We start from the raw sequence: 22,071 nt of genomic DNA on the forward strand, positions 1-22,071 counted from the left end.
AGGGCGTCAGAAAATCAAAGCCCGTCGCAGAAGCTCTTGTAAGCGGCCTGGTCCATCAGACCGTCGAACTGCGACTTGTCGCCGATGGTCATCTTGAAGAACCAGCCGTCTTCTTCGGGCGAGGTGTTCACCAGCGCCGGGTCGTCTTCCAGCGCCTCGTTGGTTTCCATGATCTCGCCGCTGATCGGCGCGTAGACGTCGCTCGCCGCCTTCACGCTTTCGACCACGGCAGCGTCCTTGCCCTTGTCGATCACGCTGCCGACATCGGGCAGCTCGACGAAGACGATGTCGCCCAGCTGGCCTTGTGCGAAATCGGTGATCCCGACGGTGGCGGTGTCGCCCTCGACGTCGATCCATTCATGTTCATCGGTAAAATAGCGGGCCATTTCTATCATTTCCCTCTGTGGTAGCGATGGGGGACGAAGGGGAGCGAGGCGACCGTCGCGGGCAGCCTTTTCTTCCGCACCTCGACCTCGAGTTCGGTGCCTTCGGCGGCAAGCGCTGTGTCGACATAGCCCATGGCGATGGGCCGTTCGAGCGTGGGCGAGAAGCCGCCGCTGGTGATGCGGCCGACCTGCGTATCACCCGAATAGACCAGCGCGCCTTCGCGGGCGGGCATCCGGCCGTCGATGGCGAGGCCGACGCGTTTCTGCGCGGGTCCCTCGGCGAACGCCTGCATTACCGGCGCATGGCCCATCCAGCCGCCTTCCTCGCGCCGCCGCTTGGTCAGCGCAAAGCCGAGATCGGCAGACACCGGATCGGTTTCGGTGGTGATGTCGTGGCCGTAGAGCGGCAGGCCCGCTTCGAGCCGCAGGCTGTCGCGTGCCCCCAAGCCGACGGGACGCACTTCGATTTCGGCGCACAGGCGGTCGGCAAAGCTTTCCGCGAATTCGGCCGGCAGCGAGATTTCGAACCCGTCTTCGCCGGTATAGCCGGCGCGGGTGATGCGCAGCGGCCATTCGCCGAAGTCATGGACCACGCTTTCCATGAAGACCATGTCGTCGATGACGTTGCGCATCACGCGGTTGAGCGCGGTCGCCGCGCTGGGGCCCTGCAGCGCGATCAGCGCGTGTTCGTCCATATGCGTAAGCGTGACATCATCGTCGAGATGCTCGCGCAGATGGGCGATATCGTCCCATTTCATCGCACCGTTGACGACGAGGTAATAGGCCGGTTCGCCCCAGCGTCCCTCGGTGCCGGCTTCCTCGTCGCCCTCGATCCACGGCGTGGCATTGGTGACCATCAGATCGTCGAGGATACCGCCGTCATCGTCGAGCAGCAGCGAATAGCGCACCTTGCCCGGCTTGAGCGAAGCGATCGCCCCGGGGAGCAGTTTCTCAAGCTCGGCCGCAGCCTTGTCGCCGGTGACCATGAGCTGGCCCATATGGCTGACATCGAACAGGCCCGCCTGGTTGCGGGTCCAGTTGTGTTCGGTGACGATGCCTTCGTACTGGATCGGCATGTGGTACCCCGCAAAGGGCACCATCCGCGCGCCCTTGCGGCGATGCCACGCATCGAGCGGCAGCGTTTCGGTTTCGGCAATCGTGTCTTCGGTGTCGTCGCTCAAGTCCCGTCCTTCGCAAGCATGGGGGCGCCCCTTCGCGGTGCGCCGAAAACCCATGCCCCCTCTGTCGGGAAACCTGAGAGACTGGCGCACGGATGGGTGCGCTTACCCCTTCGGTGGCCACGCGCAGGCGCGCGACGCTTTCCAGAGTGCCGATGGAGCGCACGGTCCGTTTAGCCTGAGAGTTTCCGGGGCGGTTGCTCCTTCGGCGCCGGGTGGACGCCGCCACCCGAACTCTCCCGTGCGCGCCTGCCGCAGAATCGCTTCCGCAGCCGACGTGAGTGCCCTGCGCGATAAGGGCCGCCCGGTCAATCCAGGTTCGGGCGCAGCCAGCGTTCGGCAGTGGCAATATCCACATTGCGACGCGTGGCATAATCCTCGAGCTGGTCGCGTCCGACACGCGCCACGCCGAAATACTCCGCCTGCGGGTGGCCGAAATAGAACCCGCTCACGGCAGCGGTGGGATACATGGCGAAGCTTTCGGTCAGCGTGATCCCGGTGTTGGCTTCGGCGTCGAGCAGGTCGAACAGGATCGGCTTGAGGCTGTGGTCGGGACAGGCGGGGTAGCCGGGCGCGGGACGGATGCCGCGGTATTCTTCCTTAATCAGCGCGGCATTCGTCAGCTGTTCCTGCGGCGCGTAGCCCCACAGATCGGTGCGCACGTGCTGGTGCAGCCGTTCGGCAAATGCCTCGGCGAAGCGGTCCGCTAGCGCCTTGAGCAGGATGTCCGAATAATCGTCCTTGTCGGCGAGGAAGCGTTGCGAATGTTCCTCGATGCCGTGGATGCCCACGGCGAAGCCGCCCAGCCAGTCGCCCGCCGGATCGATGAAATCGGCCAGGCACATATTGGGACGGCTGCGCGACTTCTTCACCTGCTGGCGCAGGAACGCCATCACCGTAGGCGATGCGCCCGCCGGATCGGCGATCACGACATCGTCGCCGTCGCGCGTGCAGGGCCACAGCCCGGCGACTCCGCGCGCGGTGAACCATTGTTCGGTGACGATCCGGTCGAGCATGGCGTCGGCATCCGCCTTGAGGCTGCGGGCGCTTTCGCCGACGACCTCGTCATCGAGGATCTTGGGATAGGTGCCGTGCAGTTCCCATGCCCGGAAGAACGGGGTCCAGTCGATATATTCGCGAAGTTCCGCGAGGTCCCAGCCATCGAACACATGCAGCCCGGGCTGCAGCGGCGCGGCGGGCTTTTCGGCCATGCTGGCTACGAAACCGTTCGCGCGCGCATCGGCCAGCGGCATCAGTTCGCTCTGCCTCTTGCCAGCGCGCGTGTCGCGGACCTGGACATATTCCGCCGCGGTCCGGTCGACGAATTCATCGCGCTGCGTGTCGGACAGCAGGCGGCTGGCGACGCCCACCGCCCGGCTGGCATCGAGCACGTGGATAACCGGCCCGTCATAGGCAGGGTCGATCCGCAGCGCGGTATGGACCTTGCTGGTCGTAGCCCCGCCGATCAGCAGCGGCATGGTCATCCCGGCGGTTTTCATCTCTTCGGCAACGGTGACCATTTCATCGAGCGAGGGCGTGATCAGGCCCGACAGGCCGATGATGTCGGCATCGTTCTCGTTCGCGGCTTCGAGGATTTTCGACCACGGCACCATGACCCCGAGGTCGATCACCTCGTAGCCATTGCATTGCAGCACCACCCCGACGATGTTCTTGCCGATGTCGTGGACGTCGCCCTTCACGGTGGCCATCACGATCTTGCCCTTCGCGCGGGCGCCCGCTTCCTTCTGCGCCTCGATGTAGGGGATCAGGTGGGCGACCGCCTTTTTCATGACGCGCGCGGACTTGACCACCTGCGGCAGGAACATCTTGCCGCTGCCGAATAGGTCGCCGACAACGTTCATGCCATCCATCAGCGGGCCTTCAATGACCTCGATCGGGCGGTCGAACTGCTGGCGCGCCTCTTCGGTATCGGCAACGACATGCGCGTCGATCCCCTTGACCAGCGCATGCTCGAGCCGGCGTCGCACCTCCCAGCCGCGCCACTCCTCGGCCGCCTTCTCGTCGGCGGCGCTCTTGCCCTTGTAGCTCTCGGCAAGGTCGATCAGCCGCTCGGTCGCATCGGGGCGGCGCATGAGGATGACATCCTCGCAGGCTTCGCGCAGTTCGGGATCGATCTGGTCGTAGACATCGAGCTGGCCGGCATTGACGATCGCCATGTCGAGCCCAGCCGGGATGGCGTGATAGAGGAAGATCGAATGCATCGCGCGGCGCACGGTTTCATTGCCGCGGAAGCTGAAGCTGAGGTTGGACAGGCCGCCGCTGGTCTTCGCTTGCGGACACGCCGCCTTGATCTCCGCCACGGCTTCGATGAAATCGAGACCATAGCGATCGTGTTCCTCGATCCCCGTCGCCACCGCGAAGATATTGGGGTCGAAGATGATATCCTCGGGCGGGAAGCCGATCCCGGTCAGCAATGCATAGGCACGCTTGCAGATTTCGACCTTGCGCTCCTTGGTGTCCGCCTGCCCGGTCTCGTCGAACGCCATGACCACCACCGCGGCGCCGTAATCCATGCATTTGCGCGCATGATCGAGAAAGGCGTCCTCGCCTTCCTTCATGCTGATCGAATTGACGATCGGCTTGCCCGAAACGCATTTGAGGCCGGCCTCGATCACCTCCCATTTGGAACTGTCGATCATCACCGGGACACGCGCGATGTCGGGTTCGGCCGCGATCAGCTTGAGGAAAGTGGTCATGGCATGCTCGGCATCGAGCAGGCCTTCGTCCATGTTGACGTCGATCACCTGCGCGCCGTTTTCGACCTGCTGGCGCGCGACTTCGACCGCGGTGTCGTAATCGTCCGCCATGATCAGTTTCTTGAACCGCGCCGAGCCGGTCACATTGGTGCGCTCGCCGATATTGACGAAGCGGGCGGTGGTCAGATTGCTCATGAATTCAATTCCGGTCGAGGTCGCGCGCCAGCACGACATCGTCATAAAGGGTTCCGCCGACATCGAAGCGGCGGGTGGCGATCTGCCGGAAACCCTGTTTGGTATAGAAGGCGATGGCGCGGTGGTTGTCGTCTTTCACGCCCAGCAGCAGCCGGCGATGGCTCTGCGCCCGGCACAATACGGCATCGAACAGCGCGGCGGCGATACCGCTGCCGTGGAAGCGTGACAGCAGGTAGATCTTCTTGAGCTCGATATCGCCGTCCTGCGCGGCATCGAGTTCGGGCCGGGTGAGCAGCGCGTAGCCGATCGGCGCCCGGTCGATTTCGGCCAGCCAGGCACGGGCACCTTTAGCCAGCAGACCGGCGAGATGATCGGGTGCATGCTTGGCCGCACAATGCGCGACGAGCGCCTCGCCGCTGATCATCCCGGCGAAGGTCTCGAGGAAAGTGGCATCCGACACCAGCGCGAGCGCGCGCACGTCCGCTGCCCCCGCCTCGCGGATTACCGCCCCATGGAGGCCCCCGCCGCTCATGCCGCGATCGTGAACGGTTCGAGCCCCGCCAGATGCATGTCCGGGTCAGGCTTGGGCAGCACGCGCGGCGCGCAGTTTTCGACCGCCTTGGCCATCGCGGCGATATGCGCGGGCGTCGAGCCGCAGCAGCCGCCCAGCGCGTTGATCCGGCCATTCTGCGCCCAGACCTGCGTCAGCGACGCAGTCGTTTCCGGCTGTTCGTCATACTCGCCGAGATCGTTGGGCAGGCCGGCATTGGGATAGGCCATCAGCCAGGTATCGGCGATATCGGACAGCAATTGCACATGCGGACGCAGCTGTTCGGCACCGAAGCTGCAGTTGAGGCCGATCGTCAGCGGCTTGGCATGGCGCACGGTGTACCAGAACGCTTCCACCGTATGGCCCGACAGATTGCGGCCCGACAGGTCGGTCAGCGTCAGCGAGATCATCAGCGGTATGTCGCGGTCAAGTTCGCGCGCCAGCTGCTTCACCGCCATGATAGCAGCCTTGCAGTTGAGCGTGTCGAATACCGTCTCGACCAGGATGAAATCGGCCCCGCCAGCGACAAGCGCGCGGCATTGTTCGACATAGACGGCGACGATTTCGTCGAATGTCACTTCGCGAAACCCGGGGTCTTCGACATCGGGCGAAAGCGACAGCGTCTTGTTGGTCGGCCCGACAGCGCCCGCCACGAACCGCGCAATGCCGTCGTTCCGCGCATCGACCGCTTCACGGATGATTCGCGCCGCGGCGACATTGATCTCATGAACCAGGTGTTCGGCACCATAATCGGCCTGACTGATGCGATTGGCGTTGAAGGTGTTGGTGGCGAGGATATGCGCGCCCGCATCGATGTAGCTGTCACAGATCCGGCGGATAACCTGCGGCTGCGTCAGATTGACGAGGTCGTTATTGCCCTTCTGCTCCTGCGCGAGATCGGTGCCCGCGGCATAGTCTTCGGGCGTTAGCCCGGCCTGCTGGATCGCGGTACCGTAGGGACCGTCCTTGATCAGGATCCGCTGGGCTGCGGCGGCTTCGAATTCTTCGCGCTTGGTCATCGGCCTGCCTTCGCGCGCAGCCCGAGCATATGGCAGATTGCATAGCTCAGTTCGGCGCGGTTGAGAGTGTAGAAATGGAATTGCCGTACCCCGCCCGCATATAGCCGGCGACACAGTTCGGCCGCGATGGTCGCGCTGACGAGCTGACGCGCGGCGGGGCGATCGTCGAGCCCGTCGAACAGACCTTCCATCCACGGCGGGATGGCTGTGCCGCACAGCCCCGACATCCGGCGCACCGCCGCGAAGCTGAGCACGGGCATGATCCCGGGCACGATCTCGCCGTCAATTCCCGCCGCTGCGGCCCGGTCGCGAAAGTCGAAGAAACATTGCGGATCGAAGAAGAACTGCGTGATCGCCCGGGTCGCCCCGGCGTCGAACTTGGCCTTGAGATTGTCCAGATCGGCCTGGCGATCGGGCGAATCGGGATGGACCTCGGGATAGGCGGCGACCGATATCTCGAAATCGGCGACCCTCTTCAGTCCCGCGATCAGCTCGACTGCGTTGGCATAGCCGCCCGGATGCGGCGCATATTGCGATTGCCCGTCGGGCGCGTCGCCGCGCAGGGCCACGATATGGCGGATGCCCTCATCCCAGTAATGGCGCGCCACCTCGTCGACCTCTTCGCGGGTCGCCTCGACGCAGGTCAGGTGCGCGGCAGCAGGAATGCGCGCTTCGTTCTGGATGCGGACGACCTGCTGGTGCGTCCGCTCGCGGGTCGACCCGCCCGCGCCATATGTGACGCTGGCAAAACGCGGCCCGAGCGGGGCCAGCGTCTCGACGCTTTGCCACAGCGTCTCGTTCATGGCCGCATTCTTCGGCGGGAAGAATTCGAAGCTGACGTCGATGTCGCCCGGCAGCCCTGAAAACAGCGGCGCTTCGAGTGCGCGCTGCGCTTCGCGCATCTGATCCATCGTCGGGCTCATGACGCCGCCTTCCGGTCATCGACGCGCCGCGGCGCGATCCAGATCTTCACCACCAGTTCTCCATCTTCGAGTGCCGTCGGCGCGGCCGGGTCGAACCCCGCATCGCTGAGCAGGCCCATCATCTGTGCATCGTCGAAGCCCAGCCGGGCATGCGCATGGCGATTGCGCAGTTCCTCGCGCTGATGCGCCGCGAAATCGACGATTGCGATCCGCCCGCCCGGACGCAGCACGCGGGCGGCCTCCGCCAGCGCGGCACCGGGCATCTGCGCGAAATGCAGCACCTGGTGAAACAGCACGCTGTCGAAGCTCGCCGCGGCAAACGGCAGCGCCCCGAAGTCGCCCTGCACCAGTTCCACTCGCTCGGTCGGGAGGTGCTGCAGCTTGGCGCGTGCGACCCGCAGCATCGCCAGGCTCTTGTCGAGTGCAACGATCCGCTCTGCCCGCTCGGCAAACAGTTCGGCCATGCGCCCCGTGCCCGTGCCGATATCGAGCAGGCGCCCGAGCGGTTCGGGCCCCAGCGCACGCGCCAGTTCGGCCTCCACGGCCTCGTCTGAGGAATGCAGCCGGCGCAATTCGTCCCAATCGTCCGCATGCGCCGAGAAATAGGCCTGTGCCTCGCTTTCCCGGTGCTGGCGGATAGAGGCCAGCTTGCGCCGGTCCTGATCGCACTGTTCCGCGAACGCGGCGTCGGCAGCCTCCGCATCGACCAGCAGATCGCCGATAGCCGCGCAAAGCGGCGGCGCCTCGCTCGAATCGGCGCAAGCGCGCAGGAATACCCAGCTGCCTTCGCGCCGTCGTTCGGCCAGACCCGCGTCGCACAGGATGCCGATGTGCCGCGACACGCGCGGTTGGCTCTGCCCCAGCACCTGCGCGACTTCACCCACCGCCAGCTCCATCGAGCCGAGCAGGCGCATGATCCTGAGCCGGGTCGGATCGGCAAGGGCGCGGAAGAGATGTTCGGTTCGCATTGTGAAGGGGATATAAAGATATTTTTATATCTGTAAATCCGCCTTGCGGTGCAGTTCGGCAACAGCGCCGGACCAATCGGCGCATCCACACCGGATGTTTACCTCTAAGGACCACGCTGCCGCCCAAATGGTCCGCCATCCGCCCGATCACGCCGCCGAACGCGAGCGTTTCGTCGAAGACCTGCTCGCCATCATGTCGGTGGCGGAGAAGGCCGGGCAGCTTGTCCTGTTGCCCATTCCGGAAGCCGGCGGCGATAGCGAAGATGCCGCGCTGCGCGCAGAAATGTTGCAGGGCCGTGTAGGCGGACTTCTCGGTTCGGGCCCCGCAGACCAGCTGGCTGCCTTGCAACGCCTGGCCGTCGAGGAAACGCGGCTCGGCATTCCGCTACTGATGGCCAATGTTCCCGGCCGGGGCACCTCGGTCACCATGCCCGCCCCGCTTGCACTGGCCGCGACATGGTCGCCGCACATCGTGGAAAGCGCTGCCCAGATCGTGGCGGGGGAAGCGCGAGCGCACGGGATGAACTGGCTCATGGGGCCCCAGGTCGTCCTGACGAGCGATACCGAAACGGAGGAACTGGCTGAAAGCTGGGGCACTTCAGTACATCTGGCGCGCGCCTTGGCCGCGGCCACCGTGCGCGGCCTGCAATTCGAGGGGCAGGATGGCGACGGCGTGCTGGCTTGCCTGCGCACCGACGCGCCTGGCTGGATCGAGCGGCGCGATCCCGACATACTGACCAACAAGCTCCGGCTGGTGGCCGGCGTGCTGCGCGAATCGCCCCCGGCGAGCATCGCGCTGGGTCTACTCGCGCAGACAGTGCATGACCGCGGCGAGACTGCGGATGGCGCCCCGTCGATCGGCGGCCCCGCCAGCTTCGACGGGATCGACCTGGCCGAATGGGTCGCGATCGGCCGGTCTGCGGGACAGGAGGCCGGTGAAACGCCTTACCAAATGCTGGCAGTGGACAGCATCGTGAAAGTGGTGGGCGACGGGCGGGTCGGCATGCGCCAGCTCGACGACGCGGTGCGCAAGGTACTCGGCGCGAAATACGATCTGGGTCTGTTCCGCGCCGATCTGCGCGATATCGCCCCCGCCACCGACTGGTCGGCGGATCACGCGCGAACCGTCGCGCTGGACACTGCCCGCCACGCGATCGTCCTGCTGCGCAACGATCCCGCGCTGCTGCCGCTCGATATCGCATCGGGCGAAATCCTCGTTGTCGGGCATGCCGCAACCGACCGGGCGCTTCCGACTGGCGGAGCGCATGGTGACGCCGCCAACCTGCTCGACGGGTTCGACGCACTGGGCCTCGCGCACAGTTTCGTCCCCGGCCTGGCGGTCCGCGCCGATGCCAGACCCGCCGGACTGCTCGACGCCGATCACATGGCAATCGGCATGGCCTGCAATGCCGCGCGGCGGGTGGGCACGGTGATCGTCACGCTCGGCGACTGCGAGCGTGTGGGAGAAGCGGAACAAACGCTCCTTGATTCGCTCCATGCGGTCAATCCGAACATCGTCCTGATCAGCCTCGGCTCGCAGCCGCTCGACCCCGACGCGCGCGGGACCAAGCTGCCTTGCGTGCTGCATGCCGGCCAACTCGGCACCATGTCGGGCCATGCTCTGGCCGAAGTGCTGACCGGCGAATTCGCGCCGCGGGGCCGCCTGCCGCTGCCGTTGACGGAGAAGGGGCAAGCGGGTTTCACCTCGGGACACGGGCTGGGCTATTCGGACTTCGGCCTCGGCGAAACCGCGGTCGAACTGAGCCACGACCGGATTATCGTCAGCGCCACGCTGTACAATGTCGGCAAGCGCGAAGGCACCGAGACGGTGCAGCTCTATGTGCGCAGCCCGGGACAGAACGGTGCGCAGGCGCGCAGATTGGCCGACTTCCAGCGCGTCTCGCTCATGGCAGGCGAAACGCGCAGCCTGCTGTTCGAAGTCGGCGGCAACCAGCTGGGCCACTTCAGATCCGACGGGAGTTTCGTGATCGAAGCAGGCACTTACGAGATCGCGGTCGGCCTCAGCGACGATCGCGCGCATGTTTCGAAGATCACCGTATCGACCACGCTTGCCCGGACCATGGAGCGGGCGCTTTCTTCCGAACCCCTGCCCGCGCTGTTCGGCCGCTTGCGCAACGCGGGCTGACCGCCTGCCGGCACGACGCCCGATTTCGGTTTGGGCCTCGCCCCGCCTCGTGTAGGGGGCCCGCATGCGCGACGCCCACGGCCGTCAGATTGACTATATCCGCCTCTCGGTCACCGACCGCTGCAACCTTCGCTGCACCTATTGCATGGCCGAGGAGATGGAATTCCTCCCGCGCCGCGACCTTCTGACATTCGAGGAAATCGAAACGCTGGCGCGTCATCTGGTGGTCCGCGGCGTTCGCCGGATCCGCCTGACCGGCGGCGAACCGCTGGTGCGCAAGGGTGTGCTCGAACTTGTCGAGCGGCTGGCACGGTTGCGCACGCACGGGCTCGACGAACTCACGCTCACCACCAATGGGACGCGCCTGCCCGAAATGGCGCAGGACCTGTTCGATGTCGGGGTGCGGCGTATAAACATCAGTCTCGACACGCTCAGGCGCGACCGGTTTGCCGAGCTCACCCGCCGCGACGAGTTCGAGCGGGTGGTTAGCGGCATCGACGCAGCGCGCGATGCCGGCCTGGCAGTGCGCATCAACGCCGTGGCGATGCGCGGTACGAATGACGACGAGATGCGCGACTTGCTTGCATGGTGCGGCGCGCGCGGGCTCGACCTCGCGCTCATCGAAGCCATGCCGCTGGGCGAGGTCTCGGTCGATCGTCCCGCCGCGCACCTGCCGCTCGACGCTGTGCGCGAGGAACTCGAGCGCCATTTCACGCTCGTCCCCTCACTCCACCGCACCGGCGGGCCCGCACGCTACTTCGACGTCGCAGAGACGGGCACGCGGATCGGGCTCATCACTCCGCTCAGCAACAATTTCTGCGCCGGGTGCAATCGCATCCGTATTTCCGCGACCGGGACGGTCTATGGCTGCCTGGGCCATGACCAGAAGGTCGAACTGCGCGATATCGTGCGCGCAGGTGGCGAAGCCGCGCTCGACGAGGCGCTCGAACGCCTGCTCGCGGGCAAGCCGCTGCGCCATGCCTTCGATGCCGCGCAAAGCGAACCTGCCCTGGCGCGCCACATGAGCGTGACCGGCGGCTGACGCGACCCCGCCCTACGGCGGCCCGCGCCTTCCATGACGCCATTGCCGCGGTGCTGTTGCCTATCCAGCGATTAGCATGATTGCAGCGCCGCGACTTGGCGCTACGATGCGGCATGATCAAAACGCCCTGGCACAGCCGCCTCGCCTTCGCCCTTGCACTCGCGCTACCAGTGTATTTCGCCATCGCCGCGCTGGGGACCAAGTTCGGCCTGTGGGATTGGCGGACCGGCCTGCTTACCCTGACGATCAAGGCCGGGCCGATCCTGCTGGGCATCGTGGCGCTTATCGGCCTGATCTCGCTGATCGTCGTCCTGCTGCGCAAGCCCCGCAAGGGCTGGCTGCTGTCGCTGATCGCGCTGCTGGTCCCGGTCGGCATCTTTGCCGTTCTGGGCGCCATTCGCAGCCAGGCGGCCGACATCCCGCCGATCCACGACATTGCGACCGATACCGCCAACCCGCCTGTCTTCTCGCAAACCGTGCTCGATCAACGTGCCGCTGCGGGTGCCAATCCACTGAATGACTACACCACGCCGCTGGGCGAGCTCGAAATGTGGTCGGAATCCGAGCCGCCGCTGGCCGATCGGTCGCATGCGCAGGTTATTGCCGCCGCCTATCCCGATCTCGCGCCGCTGCCCCTGGGTTCGACCAGCCCAGCCGCAGCCGCGGAACTGGTGGTATCCGCGATGGAGGAAATGGGGTTCGACCAGGTGACCGCCGATGCCGAAACCGGCCGGATCGAAGGGGTCGCGGAAACATTCTGGTTCGGCTTCAAGGACGATATGGTCGTGCGGATTGCCGATGGTGCGATCGATTTTCGCTCGGTTTCTCGCGTGGGCGTGAGCGATCTGGGTGCGAATGCGGCGCGCATTGCCGCCTTGCGCGATGCCATTGCCGAACGGCTCAATCGCTGAATTGGACGATCGCCAGCGCGCTACGCTGGAACACGGTCAGCACGCATAGCGCGGCATATGCGTAGGCCAGCTGGACGAACCACGCCGGAAACAGCGCGAAGGCGATGAAGACGGCGATCGTTTCGCCGCCTTCGGCCAGCCCGGTCGAATAAAAAAAGCTCTTCCTGCCATGCGCGTCGGTCCGCGCGCCGCGTTCCGCGGCGATCACGGCGTAGGCGAGGAAGCTGACGCCGGTCAGGACGAAGCTGGCGACCAGCACCAGTGCAGCCTGCGTGTTGGCCGGATCGACCAGCCCGAAGCCGAGCGGCACCGACACGTAGAAGGCGAAATCGGCGACGATATCGAAATAACCGCCCAGCACGGTCGGGCCGTTCGCCCGTGCGACCGCGCCGTCGAGCCCGTCGAGCAGGCGGTTGGCGAGGATGAGACCCAATCCGGCGCCGAAGTAGCCGACGGAAATCGCCGCCGCGCCGGCCAGCCCCAGTGCAAGGCCGAGAAAGGTGATCGCGTTGGCAGTCACTCCCCGCCGCGCCAGCGCGCTGCCCAACCGGTTGAGCGGCGGGTCGATCAGCGGGCGCAGTTTCGCATCGAACATGGCCGTATCCTATCCGCTCAAACCCAGGTGATCAGCCCGATCCATGCGCCAGTCATCGCCGTCGCCATATTGCCGGCGATCCAGCTGCGCACACCCAGTCCCGCGACTTCGGCGCGCCGCTCGGGACACAGCGTGCCGATGGTCGACACCAGCAGCCCGATGCTGGCCAGGTTCGCGACCCCGCACAGCGCATAGGTGACGATCAGCAGGCTTCGCGGCGCGAATGTGCTGGGCGGCAGTGCGGCAAGCTCGAGATAGGCGACATATTCGTTGAGGATCGCCTTGGTGCCCATCAGGCTTCCGGCAGCCTGCGCTTCGGCCCAGGGTACGCCGATCAGCCACATCAGCGGCGAAAACAGCCAGCCGAAGGCCCGCTTCAGGCTCAGCGGCTCGCCATCGACCATGGGCAGCAGCGCCAGCAGTTGGTCGGCAAGCGACACCAGCGCAAACACCACGATGATCACTGCGATCACGGCAAGGAACAGCTGCATGCCGTCCATCGTCCCCTTGATGATCGCATCGATGCTCGATTCGAACTTGAGGCCCTGGCTGCGGGCATCGGGCTCCTCGCCTTCCGCGCTCGCTTCGCCGGGCACCATCAGCTTGGCGATCAGCAGGGCTGCGGGAAGCGATATCAGCGAAGCGGAAATCATGTGCCCCACCGCATCGGGCACGGTGCGCGACAGGGTGGTGGCGTAGAGGATCAGGATCGCACCGCTGATCGTCGCCATGGCCAGCACCATCACCTGGAACAGGTCAGCCCGGCTCATCCGCGCAAAATAGGCGCGCACCACCAGCGGGCTTTCCACCACGCCGAGAAACATGTTCGCCCCGCCCGACAGACCGACCACGCCGCTGACCCTGAGCGTGCGCCGCAGCAGGAAGGACAGGCCATCGACCAGCCAGCGCAGCACCCCCCAGTGCCACAGCAGCGCGGCCAGCGCCGAAAAGACGATGACCAGCGGGAGAATCTGGAAGGCGATGATCACCGGCGCCTCCGCGCCCTGCGCCAATTCGAAGGGCAGCGGCGCACCCCCGAGATAGCCGAACATGTAGGACGACCCGTCGAGCGTTGCGCGTTCGATCGCGGCGACCGCCTCGTTGGCCAGCGTCACGGCATCCCAGACGAACGGCACGCGGACGATCAGCAGTGCGAGGCCTGCCTGCAGTGCCAGCGCGCCCGCGATCCAGCGCCATGTCGGCCTTGCGCTGCGGTCTTCCGAAATGGCCCAGGCGAGCAGAACCATCAGCGCAATGCCCAGCAGCCCGCGAAACTGGTCGAAAAACTCCATGCGCTTCCCCGTTGGGCCTCAGCCCGTGCGGCCCGGCAGCGAGCCCAGCATCCGCCCGTCATGTTCGCGAAAGGTCGGCAGCGCAAGAGCGCCGCAGCTGGCAGCGGGAACCCGCCCCGGCGCTAGCCACGACGCCAGGTGTGATACCTTTCCACCAGCGATAGCAGCGTTTCGGGCTTGTGCTTCTTCTTCCATTCGCCCGCGGCGAATTTGTTCGCTTCCGCCAGCGTCGGATAGGAGTGGATCGTGCCGAGGATCTTGTTGAGCCCGAGCTTGTGCTTCATCGCTAGGACGTATTCGGCAAGCAGTTCGCCGGCATGCGCACCGACGATCGTCGCGCCGAGAATGGTGTCCTTGCCCGGCGGGGTCAGCACCTTGACGAAGCCCTGCGTCTCGCTCTCGGCGATAGCGCGGTCCAGCCCGCCAAGCTCGTAGCGCGTGACCTCGTAGGCCACGCCCTGCGCTTCCGCCTCGGCTTCGTTCAAGCCCACCCGGGCAATTTCGGGATCGAGGAACGTCACGGCGGGGATCACGCGGTAATCCGCCTTGAACCGCTTGAACTGGCCGAACAGGGCATTCACGCTGGCAAACCAGGCCTGGTGACTGGCCGTATGCGTGAATTGGAACGGGCCGGCGACATCCCCCGCGGCGTAAATGTTCGGAAATTTGGTCGCGAGGAATTCATCGGTCACCACGGTCTTGGCCGTGTCGATCCCGATATCCTCCAGTCCGTAGCCCGAGAGGCGCGCCGCACGGCCCACGGCGACGATCAGCGTATCGAAGGCGATCTCGACTTCCGCGCCACCATGCTCGGCGATCAGCTTGCCAGTCTCGACCCGCAGCGCGCGGTGAGCGGTCAGCACGTTCACTCCCGAGCTTTCGAGCGCCGCCTGCGCCTCGAGCGACACGTCGGGATCCTCGCGCCCGAGAACACGATCGGCCATTTCGACCTGCGTCACCTGCGAACCGAGCCGGGCAAGCGCCTGCGACAGTTCGCACCCGATCGGCCCGCCGCCCAGCACCGCGACGCGCGCCGGGGCACGGTCCATTGTCGCAAGCGCGTCCCACATCGTGTCGCTGGTCAGATAGCCGCTGGCTTCCAGCCCCGGGATCGACGGGATCAGCGGACCGGCACCCGCGGCGATCACGATCGCGCGCGTGGTCAGCCGCTGCACGCCGCCATCCTTGCGCGCGATTTCGACGGTCCATGGATCGACCACCCGGCCGTAGCCTTCGACCACATCGACACCAAGCCCGGTGTAGCGTTCGACGCTGTCATGCGGCTCGATTGTCCGGATCGCGCCCATCACGCGTTCGATCGTCTCGCTAAACGGCACTTCGGGTTCGACCGGTTTCAAACCATATCTATCGGCATGGCGCATCTGCTCGGCAACCTTGGCGCTCTTGATCAGCGCCTTGGACGGCACGCAGCCGGTGTTGAGGCAATCGCCCCCCATCTTGTTCGCTTCGACCAGCGTGACCTTGGCCTTCACCGTCGCCGCGATCAGTGCGGACACCAGCCCGGCCGATCCCGCCCCGATCACCACCAGGTTGCGGTCGAAGGATTTGGGCCGGGTGAACCCGGAATAGACCTTGCGCCGCTTGATCCAGCCGATGATCGCCTTGGCGATCCACGGTGCGATTCCGAGCAGTGCGAAGGACACCAGCACGGCCGGCGACGCGATCCCCGCCAGGCTGTCGATCTGCGCCAGCTGCGTTCCCGCATTCACATAGACGATCGTCCCCAGCAGCATGCCCACCTGGCTGACCCAGGCGTAGGTCCACAGCCTGATCCGCGTCAGTCCCATCACCAGATTGACCACGAAGAAAGGGAACAGCGGGATCATGCGGATGGTGAAAAGGTAGAACGCCCCGTCGCGTTCGAGCCCGGCATTGACCGTGCGCAGCCGTTCGCCGAAGCGCGTTTCGATCGCGTCGCGCAGGACGTAGCGCGAGGCAAGAAACGCCAGCGTGGCACCCAGCGTCGAGGCGAAGGACACCACGACGGTTCCGAGCAGCACGCCGAACAGCGCGCCCGCCGCAACCGTCATCACCGCGGCACCGGGCAGCGAGGCCGCAGTCACCGCGACATAGGTCAGGAAGAACAGCCCGACGACCTGGACGGGATGACGCTGGTAATAGCCATCGACCTCGCCCGCGACGCGCTTGATCCCGTCGACGGTCAGATAGTCTCCGACCCCGAAGAACACATAGGCTGCGATCAGGGCCGCCAGCGCCAGTATGATGAGAAGCTTTTTCATGTTGTCCCTCTGTCGTGCGCCGGATCGCCTCCTGTCCGCAGCCGGTTACACCGACTGCGCCAGCTTTGCGAAGCTTTCGACCCAGCGCCGGTCGATCCAGCGCTTGAGTGTACCCGGCCATCGCCCGCGCAAGGCGATCGGACCATAGATAGCGATGGCCGTGCGGGGGCCGGTCGACAACAGGTAAAGACTCGCGGGCCGCGGACGATAGGAGCGCAATCGCCCCCGCCCCGTCGCCAGATGGCGCAGATTGGCCGCCAGAGCCTTCCCGCTGTGCACGGCATGGACCCCCGAACGCGCGACCGGCATGTCCTGCCGCGCGGCCACATCGCCTGCCGCGAGCACATGCGGGTGCGACAAGGATCGCTGGTGGCGATCGACCGCAATAAAGCCGTCTGGATCGACCGCCAGCCCGCCTTGCGCAGGCCATTCGGGCGCAGCAGCGCCAAGCGAAGTAATCACGATGTCGAGCGGTTCGAGGGACTGGCCGCCGGCGTAGAACGTGCCCGCTTCGACCCGCGCATTGTCCGCCAGTGCGCCGATAGCATGTCGTGCAAGCTCGCGTTCCAGCAACGCACGGGCACGGTTGCCGAAACCGGGCAAGGCGCCATCTGCGCCGGTCACCAGCGTAATCCGCGGCGCGCTGCCGAAGCGCCGTCTCAGCGCGAAAGCGAGCTCGACCCCTCCCGCGCCGCCACCGACGACCGCCAGATGGCGCGGGCGCTGTGCCGCACCGGCGATCCGTTCGTCAATTCGCGCCAGGAACGTGCCGATCGGTCGCACATCGACAATCCGCGGGTCTTCGCCGATGGTGCCGGTCGCCTGCCCCACGCCGCCGGTGTCGATCGAGCAGTAATCGAATGCGATGCGCTGCCCCGACGCGGTGGCGAGAGTGCGCCCGGCGGGATCTATCGCGATGCATCGGTCCTCGACGAATTCAGCCCCGGCGCGCCCTGCCAACGCCGCGACATCGATCAATCCTTCTTCCCGGCCATATTCACCCGCGAGGGTGCCGGGGATCATCCCCGAATACCGCGTCTGGCGCTGGAGAGAGAGCATGATCGTCCGCGCTTCCGGCGACCCGCGCCGTATCCAGTCCGCCAGCACCCCGAGGTGCGCGTGCCCGCCCCCGACGAGCACTATGGTGGGCGAGGTTTTCGGCATGATGCAGGCGATGTCGCGCAGCGGAAGCGATGTCAATCAGGGGCCGCGCAAGCCGTCCGCAAGCCCCGCAACCGAGCCGCGCCGCATGCGCCAAGCTAACCGATGTCAGTCGGGAAACCATCGTATCGGCTCCGCGTTCTCTCCCCGACCGGCGCCTGCAGCTTCGACTGCGTGCGTCGTTCATTGCACAGCCGACCATGACGGTCCGCATTGCAATCCGTTTCGGCCCTATCGCGAGGTTTCTCTGTGTTCACGCAACTCAATCCTCCGCTCCCGGTTCTGGTGACCGACAAGGGCACCGGCATGGCTTTCGCAGTCATCGACTATGGCGCGGAACACAATCTGCTCTGGGTCACCGCGCTCGACCAGTCGGGCGAGATATGGTGTGCGCCAAACCCGAAGGTCCGCATGCAGGCGAACTGGTCGATGGGCCGCGTACCCGACAGCGCTCTCGTCTGCAGCGCCGAGAGGGGGGCGACGCAATGAAACCGGGTCTCCTCGCCGTCGACGAAGCGAAGTCGGCAGACATCACCGAGCAATTCCGGGCGCATGTCGCGCATGCGGATTTCCCCTGCGTGGGCGCCAAGTCAGCACAGGCCCGCAATATGCTCGACGTGGTCATCGCCCACGACATGCGCAGCGGATGGGACGATTTGCGGATTCACGACCGCCTGCTTGAATGGGCCGATCGCTATCGCAACGACCCTGAAGGGCTGCGCAGCTTGGCGGTGATTTTCCAGCAGCCAGACGAGATCGACGAGCCGACCTTCGAACGGCTGCTATGGCAACGCCTGCAATCCTTTGCCGAGAAGGACAACTGGCTGGGCCAGTCCTACGATACCAGCGTCAGCGCGGATCCGACCGACCCGCATTTCTCGTTGAGCTTCGGCGGCGAAGCCTATTTCGTGGTCGGGCTCAACCCGTCGGCTTCTCGGCCGGCCCGCCGTTTTGCCTATCCCACGATGGTCTTCAACCTGCACGACCAGTTCGAAACGTTGCGCGAGGATGGGCGCTACGAACGCATGCGCGATGCCATTCTCGAGCGCGACCGCGACCTTGCCGGCGACATCAACCCCATGCTCGCGCGCCATGGCGAAAGCAGCGAAGCGCGGCAGTACAGTGGCCGCGCGGTCGACGAGGGCTGGGAATGCCCCTTCCGCGATCCCCGACTGGAGGAAAAATGAACCGTATAGAACCGCGCAGCGGCGTGGCTTTCGAGCTGCCCAGGGGCGCCGAACTGACCGTCTGCGATCCCGAGGGCCGTCAGGTTTCGGACCTGCTGGCGTACAATGCGCAGGACGTACGCGAAGTGATCTCGAACGGCCGCACCTTCGATTACGAGGAAACCTTGCGGCTGGGCAAGGGCAACCGGCTGTGGTCCAACCGGTCGACCCCGATGCTGACGATCATCGAGGATACGGTGAAGCAGCACGACTTCCTGCTGACCCCGTGTTCCGAAGACACATTCCGCCATTTCTACGCCGACAAGCCCGTGCACCGCGGGTGTTTCGGCAATCTGGCCGAAGCGCTGAAGCCTTTCGGCATCGAACCCGATGCCATTCCCACGGCGTTCAACATCTTCATGAACGTGCCCGTTGATGGCGACAGCGGGCTGATCGCGGTGAAGCCGCCGGAAAGCCGGCCGGGCGACCGGATCGTGCTGCGCGCCGAAATGGATCTGGTGATCGGGCTGACCGCCTGTTCCGCCTACGATTCGAACGGTGGAACCTTCAAGCCGATCGATTACGAGGTGAATTGAGTTGGCCGAGGTGCTGAATATCTGGTCCGGATGGCCGCGGATCGTCGAAATCGCGGGCAATGCTTTCCTGTTCTACGCGCTGATCATTGTCATGGTCCGGATGGTGGGCAAACGCACCACTAGCGAGCTCAACAATTTCGACTGGATCATCAACGTGATGATCGGCAGCCTGGCGGCCAGCGGCGTTCTGCTGCGCAATGTCGCCACCGCCGATGCGATCGCCGCGATCGTGGTCCTCGCAGCCTGCCAGTACATCACGACCAAGCTCGTCCAGCGCAGCCGGACCATCGCCAATATCGTCAAGGCCGAACCCACCTTGCTGACGCACAAGGGGGAGTATCTGCGCGATGCCATGTTGCGCACACGTATTTCCGAAGAAGAGATCAAGACCGCGCTGCGGCAGAACGGGATCACGCATAACGCCGATGCCAACTGGGTCGTGCTGGAGACCAATGGCCAGCTGTCGGTCATCCCGCGGCAGGACGTCGCGTGGGCCGAAGCCGAGGCGCTGTCCGATGTCCACGCTCCGAAAGAACTGAACGGCTAGTCCCAGTCCTCTTCGACTTTCAGCGGACCGTCACCGTAGAGGTAGTCCGGATCAAATTGCGCATAGCGCTTCAACGCCGCCCAGTCGGCAGTGTAGAGATCGCCGCGGCGGATTTCGGCAATTCCCAGCTCGCGCAGCTTGCCCACCGCCCGGTTGGCATGGATCGCACTGACACCGCACATGTCGGCCATGTCAAACTGCGTGAAGGGCGTGCGCAGGGCGCGCGTGACATTGCGGCCCACCAGTTCCAGCCGCGTGTGCAGTTCGGCATAGAGATGCGCGATCCGCCGCGGCGCGTCGAGCTGTTCGAGCATCTGGATCCACTTGCGGTGAATTGCCGCGTCGAGCAGCGTCGCAAACCACATGGCCCGTGCGACGCCGGGGCGGTCGCGCATGACCTTGCGCAGCGTGTCGTGGCTGACCGAACCCACCGTTACCCGGCCCGCGGCATCGATATTGTGATCGAGCCGCTTCAGTGCGAACCCGTGCAGATCGACGAAATCCCCGGGGACGTGGATCCCGGTTATGAACCGCTTGCCCGCGCTTTCGATCGTGCGGAAGATATAGCCTTCGATCAGGATCGTGCTGCGGTCGGTTTTCGTACCCCGCGCAAGCAGGCGCGCGGTATCGCCATATTCGGCGACCGTATCGACCAGCCCTTCGATATATTTCAGATCATCGAGGCTGAGGTTCTGCCGCAGTCGCCCGGCAAGAAAATCGCCGGTCAGGGGGAACGCTGGAGCCTCCGAACTTGCAGTCAGAGTCATGGCCGACAGTTAAGCAAGCCGATCAGAACGCGTCTATTGACGGATGTTAGCTTTCTGTTCTTTCTGTTCGCTTTGCAATTCTTGCTCCAGCGCAGCCGATACCGCATCGCGCACGCTGCGCAGCGGGTGCGCAATGCGCGGCGCGAAATCGTGCACCTCCCCGCCCGGTGCATACCCCCAGCGCGCCATGCGGCGGACTGCGTCTTCCTCCGCCGGTTGGCCGACCCGGTAGTCGCGATTGCCGTCACGCAGTTCGATTTGCGGATCGTGGTCTTCCAACGAAAGGAAAGCGAACACCGCCCGGCGCACCGCGTCGGGGCGCGACACCAGATCCTCGTAGCGCAGGACCAGCGACGCATGCAGTATGGGCAGGTCCTGCGCCACCGTGTCGTAGGCGTCGATGCCGTACCGCAGGAGCGCTGCGGGTTCGTCCGTGACCCATTTGCCGAGTGCTGCGGCCATCAACTGCGGGTGGCGCAGAATGACGATGAACTGCGCGGTCGGGAAGAGTTGCTGGTACAGGCGCATGCGGGTGAGGTTAATCGGCGACTTTTCGAGCCACCAGGGCTTGTCCGGGTCGAACCATCCGCCCCAGTCCGACAGGAGGCGGCGCTGCGTCTCGAGCGTGTTCCACGGCGACTGTTCGGTGTGGTGCTGCAGGGGATCGGTGGCATAGTGTGCCGGCCGGCCGTCCAGCGCGGTGTGCGGGATCGCACCCTGGAGATAGCAGCCCTCGTTCTCCGGCACGGGAGCGTTCTCTATCGCGCTGACGGCGGGATGCGCGGCGATGATGCGGGCGAGCAGGCTGGTGCCGGTCCGATGCAGCCCGGCAACGAATACGAAACGGCTGCGCGGCGGGCTCATGCCGTTTTTCTCAACGCCAGCGCGCCATCGGAATAGAGGTAGGCAGGATCGAAATCGGCGTAGGCTTCGAGCTTCCTACGATCCGCGATGCGGACCTTGCCGCGCTGGAAATCGGCGAGGCCGTTGCGCCGCAGGTCCGCCAGCGCGCGATTGGTGTGAATGGCAGTGGCGCCGCACATTTCCGCGATGTCGGTCTGCCGCAGCGGCGTTTCGAAGCCGTCGGGGTAACCCAGGCCGACCATGTCGAGCCTTCGCCAGATTTCGGCGAAGACATGCGCAATGCGCTTGGGCGCGGTCAGTTGTTCAAGCTTCATGATCCATTCGCGGTGCATCGCCGCATCCAGGAGGGTGGAGAACCAGAACAGGCGTGCGAGATGCGGCCGTTCGGCCATCACCCGCGTGATCGCCGAATGCGGAACCTGGCCGATCGTGGCCCGGCCGACGCAATCGATATTGTGATCGAGCCGCTTCAGCGCGAAACAATGCAGATCGACGAAATCGCCCGGCACGTGGAAACTGACCGCATAGCGCCGCTCGCCACTGTCGAGCGTCCGCAGGACGAAACCGTCGATCAGGATGGTCGACCACTCGCAGGCATCGCCGCGCGCGATCAGCCGTTCGCCATCCTCCAGCGTGCTGGTCCGCACGACCAGCTGCTCCAGTTCGGTCTTCTCGGCATCGGTCAGGTCATGCCGTAGCCGTCCGGCGAGAAACCGCCCCGTCAGGGGATAGCGATCGAACTCTGCGCTGAACGCCATCACGTCCTCCTGCGAAAACAAATGCAATT

General features: G+C 65.2%; 21 protein-coding genes and 1 riboswitch. Of the genes, 7 read left to right on the forward strand and 14 right to left on the reverse strand.

The window, feature by feature from the left end; all coding sequences use genetic code 11:
- Positions 1-14 precede the first annotated feature (14 nt).
- From gcvH to GRI55_RS01755, 7 genes are all read right to left on the reverse strand, one after another.
- Positions 15-386 (reverse strand): glycine cleavage system protein GcvH, encoded by a 372-nt coding sequence (gcvH, locus tag GRI55_RS01725; protein WP_050601021.1) that lies wholly within the window; start codon positions 384-386, stop codon positions 15-17.
- A gap of 5 nt (positions 387-391) precedes the next feature.
- Positions 392-1,567 carry a glycine cleavage system aminomethyltransferase GcvT gene (gcvT, locus tag GRI55_RS01730; protein ID WP_160765994.1) on the reverse strand — a complete coding sequence of 392 codons (1,176 nt, stop codon included), beginning with the start codon at positions 1,565-1,567 and terminating at the stop codon, positions 392-394.
- A 152-nt stretch (positions 1,568-1,719) separates the two neighbouring features.
- Positions 1,720-1,816, reverse strand: a riboswitch (glycine riboswitch).
- A gap of 56 nt (positions 1,817-1,872) precedes the next feature.
- A complete protein-coding gene (gene metH, locus GRI55_RS01735) occupies positions 1,873-4,476 on the reverse strand; it encodes a methionine synthase (protein WP_160765995.1) in 2,604 nt (867 codons plus the stop codon).
- 4 nt (positions 4,477-4,480) lie between these two features.
- Positions 4,481-5,008, reverse strand: a complete 528-nt coding sequence (locus tag GRI55_RS01740) for a GNAT family N-acetyltransferase (RefSeq protein ID WP_160765996.1) — start codon at positions 5,006-5,008, stop codon at positions 4,481-4,483.
- Positions 5,005-6,045 carry a homocysteine S-methyltransferase family protein gene (locus tag GRI55_RS01745; protein ID WP_160765997.1) on the reverse strand — a complete coding sequence of 347 codons (1,041 nt, stop codon included), beginning with the start codon at positions 6,043-6,045 and terminating at the stop codon, positions 5,005-5,007. The genes GRI55_RS01740 and GRI55_RS01745 overlap by 4 nt, the downstream gene beginning before the upstream one ends.
- Entirely contained in the window at positions 6,042-6,968 is a 927-nt protein-coding gene (gene metF / locus GRI55_RS01750) for a methylenetetrahydrofolate reductase [NAD(P)H] (RefSeq protein ID WP_160765998.1), read from the reverse strand. The genes GRI55_RS01745 and metF overlap by 4 nt, the downstream gene beginning before the upstream one ends.
- Entirely contained in the window at positions 6,965-7,936 is a 972-nt protein-coding gene (locus GRI55_RS01755) for an ArsR/SmtB family transcription factor (protein ID WP_160765999.1), read from the reverse strand. The genes metF and GRI55_RS01755 overlap by 4 nt, the downstream gene beginning before the upstream one ends.
- Before the next feature lie 127 nt (positions 7,937-8,063).
- Here GRI55_RS01755 and GRI55_RS01760 point away from each other — a divergent pair, with 127 nt between their 5' ends.
- From GRI55_RS01760 to GRI55_RS01770, 3 genes are all read left to right on the forward strand, one after another.
- The gene (locus GRI55_RS01760) at positions 8,064-10,082 is read left to right on the forward strand and encodes a glycoside hydrolase family 3 C-terminal domain-containing protein (protein ID WP_237452372.1); all 2,019 of its coding nucleotides are present in this window, start codon (positions 8,064-8,066) and stop codon (positions 10,080-10,082) included.
- Between the two features lie 64 nt (positions 10,083-10,146).
- On the forward strand, positions 10,147-11,124 hold the full coding sequence (moaA, locus tag GRI55_RS01765) for a GTP 3',8-cyclase MoaA (RefSeq protein ID WP_160766001.1): 978 nt from the start codon (positions 10,147-10,149) through the stop codon (positions 11,122-11,124).
- Between the two features lie 113 nt (positions 11,125-11,237).
- Entirely contained in the window at positions 11,238-12,035 is a 798-nt protein-coding gene (locus GRI55_RS01770; protein ID WP_160766002.1) for a DUF1499 domain-containing protein, read from the forward strand.
- On the opposite strand, the gene GRI55_RS01775 is transcribed toward GRI55_RS01770, so the two are convergent.
- From GRI55_RS01775 to GRI55_RS01790, 4 genes are all read right to left on the reverse strand, one after another.
- Positions 12,025-12,630 carry a CDP-alcohol phosphatidyltransferase family protein gene (locus GRI55_RS01775; RefSeq protein WP_160766003.1) on the reverse strand — a complete coding sequence of 202 codons (606 nt, stop codon included), beginning with the start codon at positions 12,628-12,630 and terminating at the stop codon, positions 12,025-12,027. The two genes, GRI55_RS01770 and GRI55_RS01775, sit on opposite strands and share 11 nt — an antisense overlap.
- Positions 12,631-12,647: 17 nt before the next feature.
- The gene (locus GRI55_RS01780; RefSeq protein WP_160766004.1) at positions 12,648-13,922 is read right to left on the reverse strand and encodes a NupC/NupG family nucleoside CNT transporter; all 1,275 of its coding nucleotides are present in this window, start codon (positions 13,920-13,922) and stop codon (positions 12,648-12,650) included.
- Positions 13,923-14,044: 122 nt separating this feature from the next.
- Positions 14,045-16,183 (reverse strand): FAD-dependent oxidoreductase, encoded by a 2,139-nt coding sequence (locus GRI55_RS01785; protein WP_160766005.1) that lies wholly within the window; start codon positions 16,181-16,183, stop codon positions 14,045-14,047.
- Positions 16,184-16,228: 45 nt separating this feature from the next.
- Positions 16,229-17,383: an FAD-dependent oxidoreductase gene (locus GRI55_RS01790; RefSeq protein WP_237452373.1), complete on the reverse strand. Its 1,155-nt coding sequence runs from the start codon at positions 17,381-17,383 to the stop codon at positions 16,229-16,231.
- Between the two features lie 267 nt (positions 17,384-17,650).
- Here GRI55_RS01790 and GRI55_RS01795 point away from each other — a divergent pair, with 267 nt between their 5' ends.
- The 4 genes from GRI55_RS01795 to GRI55_RS01810 are packed head-to-tail and all read left to right on the forward strand — an operon-like array spanning position 17,651 to position 19,653.
- The gene (locus GRI55_RS01795; RefSeq protein ID WP_050601024.1) at positions 17,651-17,833 is read left to right on the forward strand and encodes a hypothetical protein; all 183 of its coding nucleotides are present in this window, start codon (positions 17,651-17,653) and stop codon (positions 17,831-17,833) included.
- The gene (gntA, locus tag GRI55_RS01800; protein WP_160766006.1) at positions 17,830-18,531 is read left to right on the forward strand and encodes a guanitoxin biosynthesis heme-dependent pre-guanitoxin N-hydroxylase GntA; all 702 of its coding nucleotides are present in this window, start codon (positions 17,830-17,832) and stop codon (positions 18,529-18,531) included. The genes GRI55_RS01795 and gntA overlap by 4 nt, the downstream gene beginning before the upstream one ends.
- Complete coding sequence (locus GRI55_RS01805; protein WP_160766007.1) at positions 18,528-19,106, forward strand: DUF1989 domain-containing protein; 579 nt, start codon at positions 18,528-18,530, stop codon at positions 19,104-19,106. Before gntA ends, GRI55_RS01805 begins: the two co-directional genes overlap by 4 nt.
- Positions 19,107-19,116: 10 nt before the next feature.
- Positions 19,117-19,653 (forward strand): DUF421 domain-containing protein, encoded by a 537-nt coding sequence (locus GRI55_RS01810; protein ID WP_234000997.1) that lies wholly within the window; start codon positions 19,117-19,119, stop codon positions 19,651-19,653.
- On the opposite strand, the gene GRI55_RS01815 is transcribed toward GRI55_RS01810, so the two are convergent.
- Genes GRI55_RS01815 through GRI55_RS01825 form a run of 3 tightly spaced genes read right to left on the reverse strand, consistent with a single transcriptional unit; the run spans position 19,650 to position 22,042 of the window.
- Positions 19,650-20,420, reverse strand: coding sequence for a Crp/Fnr family transcriptional regulator (locus tag GRI55_RS01815; protein WP_050600958.1), 771 nt, complete (start codon positions 20,418-20,420; stop codon positions 19,650-19,652). The two genes, GRI55_RS01810 and GRI55_RS01815, sit on opposite strands and share 4 nt — an antisense overlap.
- 33 nt (positions 20,421-20,453) lie before the next feature.
- Positions 20,454-21,284, reverse strand: a complete 831-nt coding sequence (locus tag GRI55_RS01820; RefSeq protein WP_160766008.1) for a sulfotransferase family protein — start codon at positions 21,282-21,284, stop codon at positions 20,454-20,456.
- The gene (locus GRI55_RS01825) at positions 21,281-22,042 is read right to left on the reverse strand and encodes a Crp/Fnr family transcriptional regulator (RefSeq protein WP_160766009.1); all 762 of its coding nucleotides are present in this window, start codon (positions 22,040-22,042) and stop codon (positions 21,281-21,283) included. The genes GRI55_RS01820 and GRI55_RS01825 overlap by 4 nt, the downstream gene beginning before the upstream one ends.
- Positions 22,043-22,071: the final 29 nt, after the last annotated feature.

Origin of the sequence: Qipengyuania citrea (assembly GCF_009828015.1) — a bacterium.
GTDB classification, from domain to species: domain Bacteria; phylum Pseudomonadota; class Alphaproteobacteria; order Sphingomonadales; family Sphingomonadaceae; genus Qipengyuania; species Qipengyuania citrea.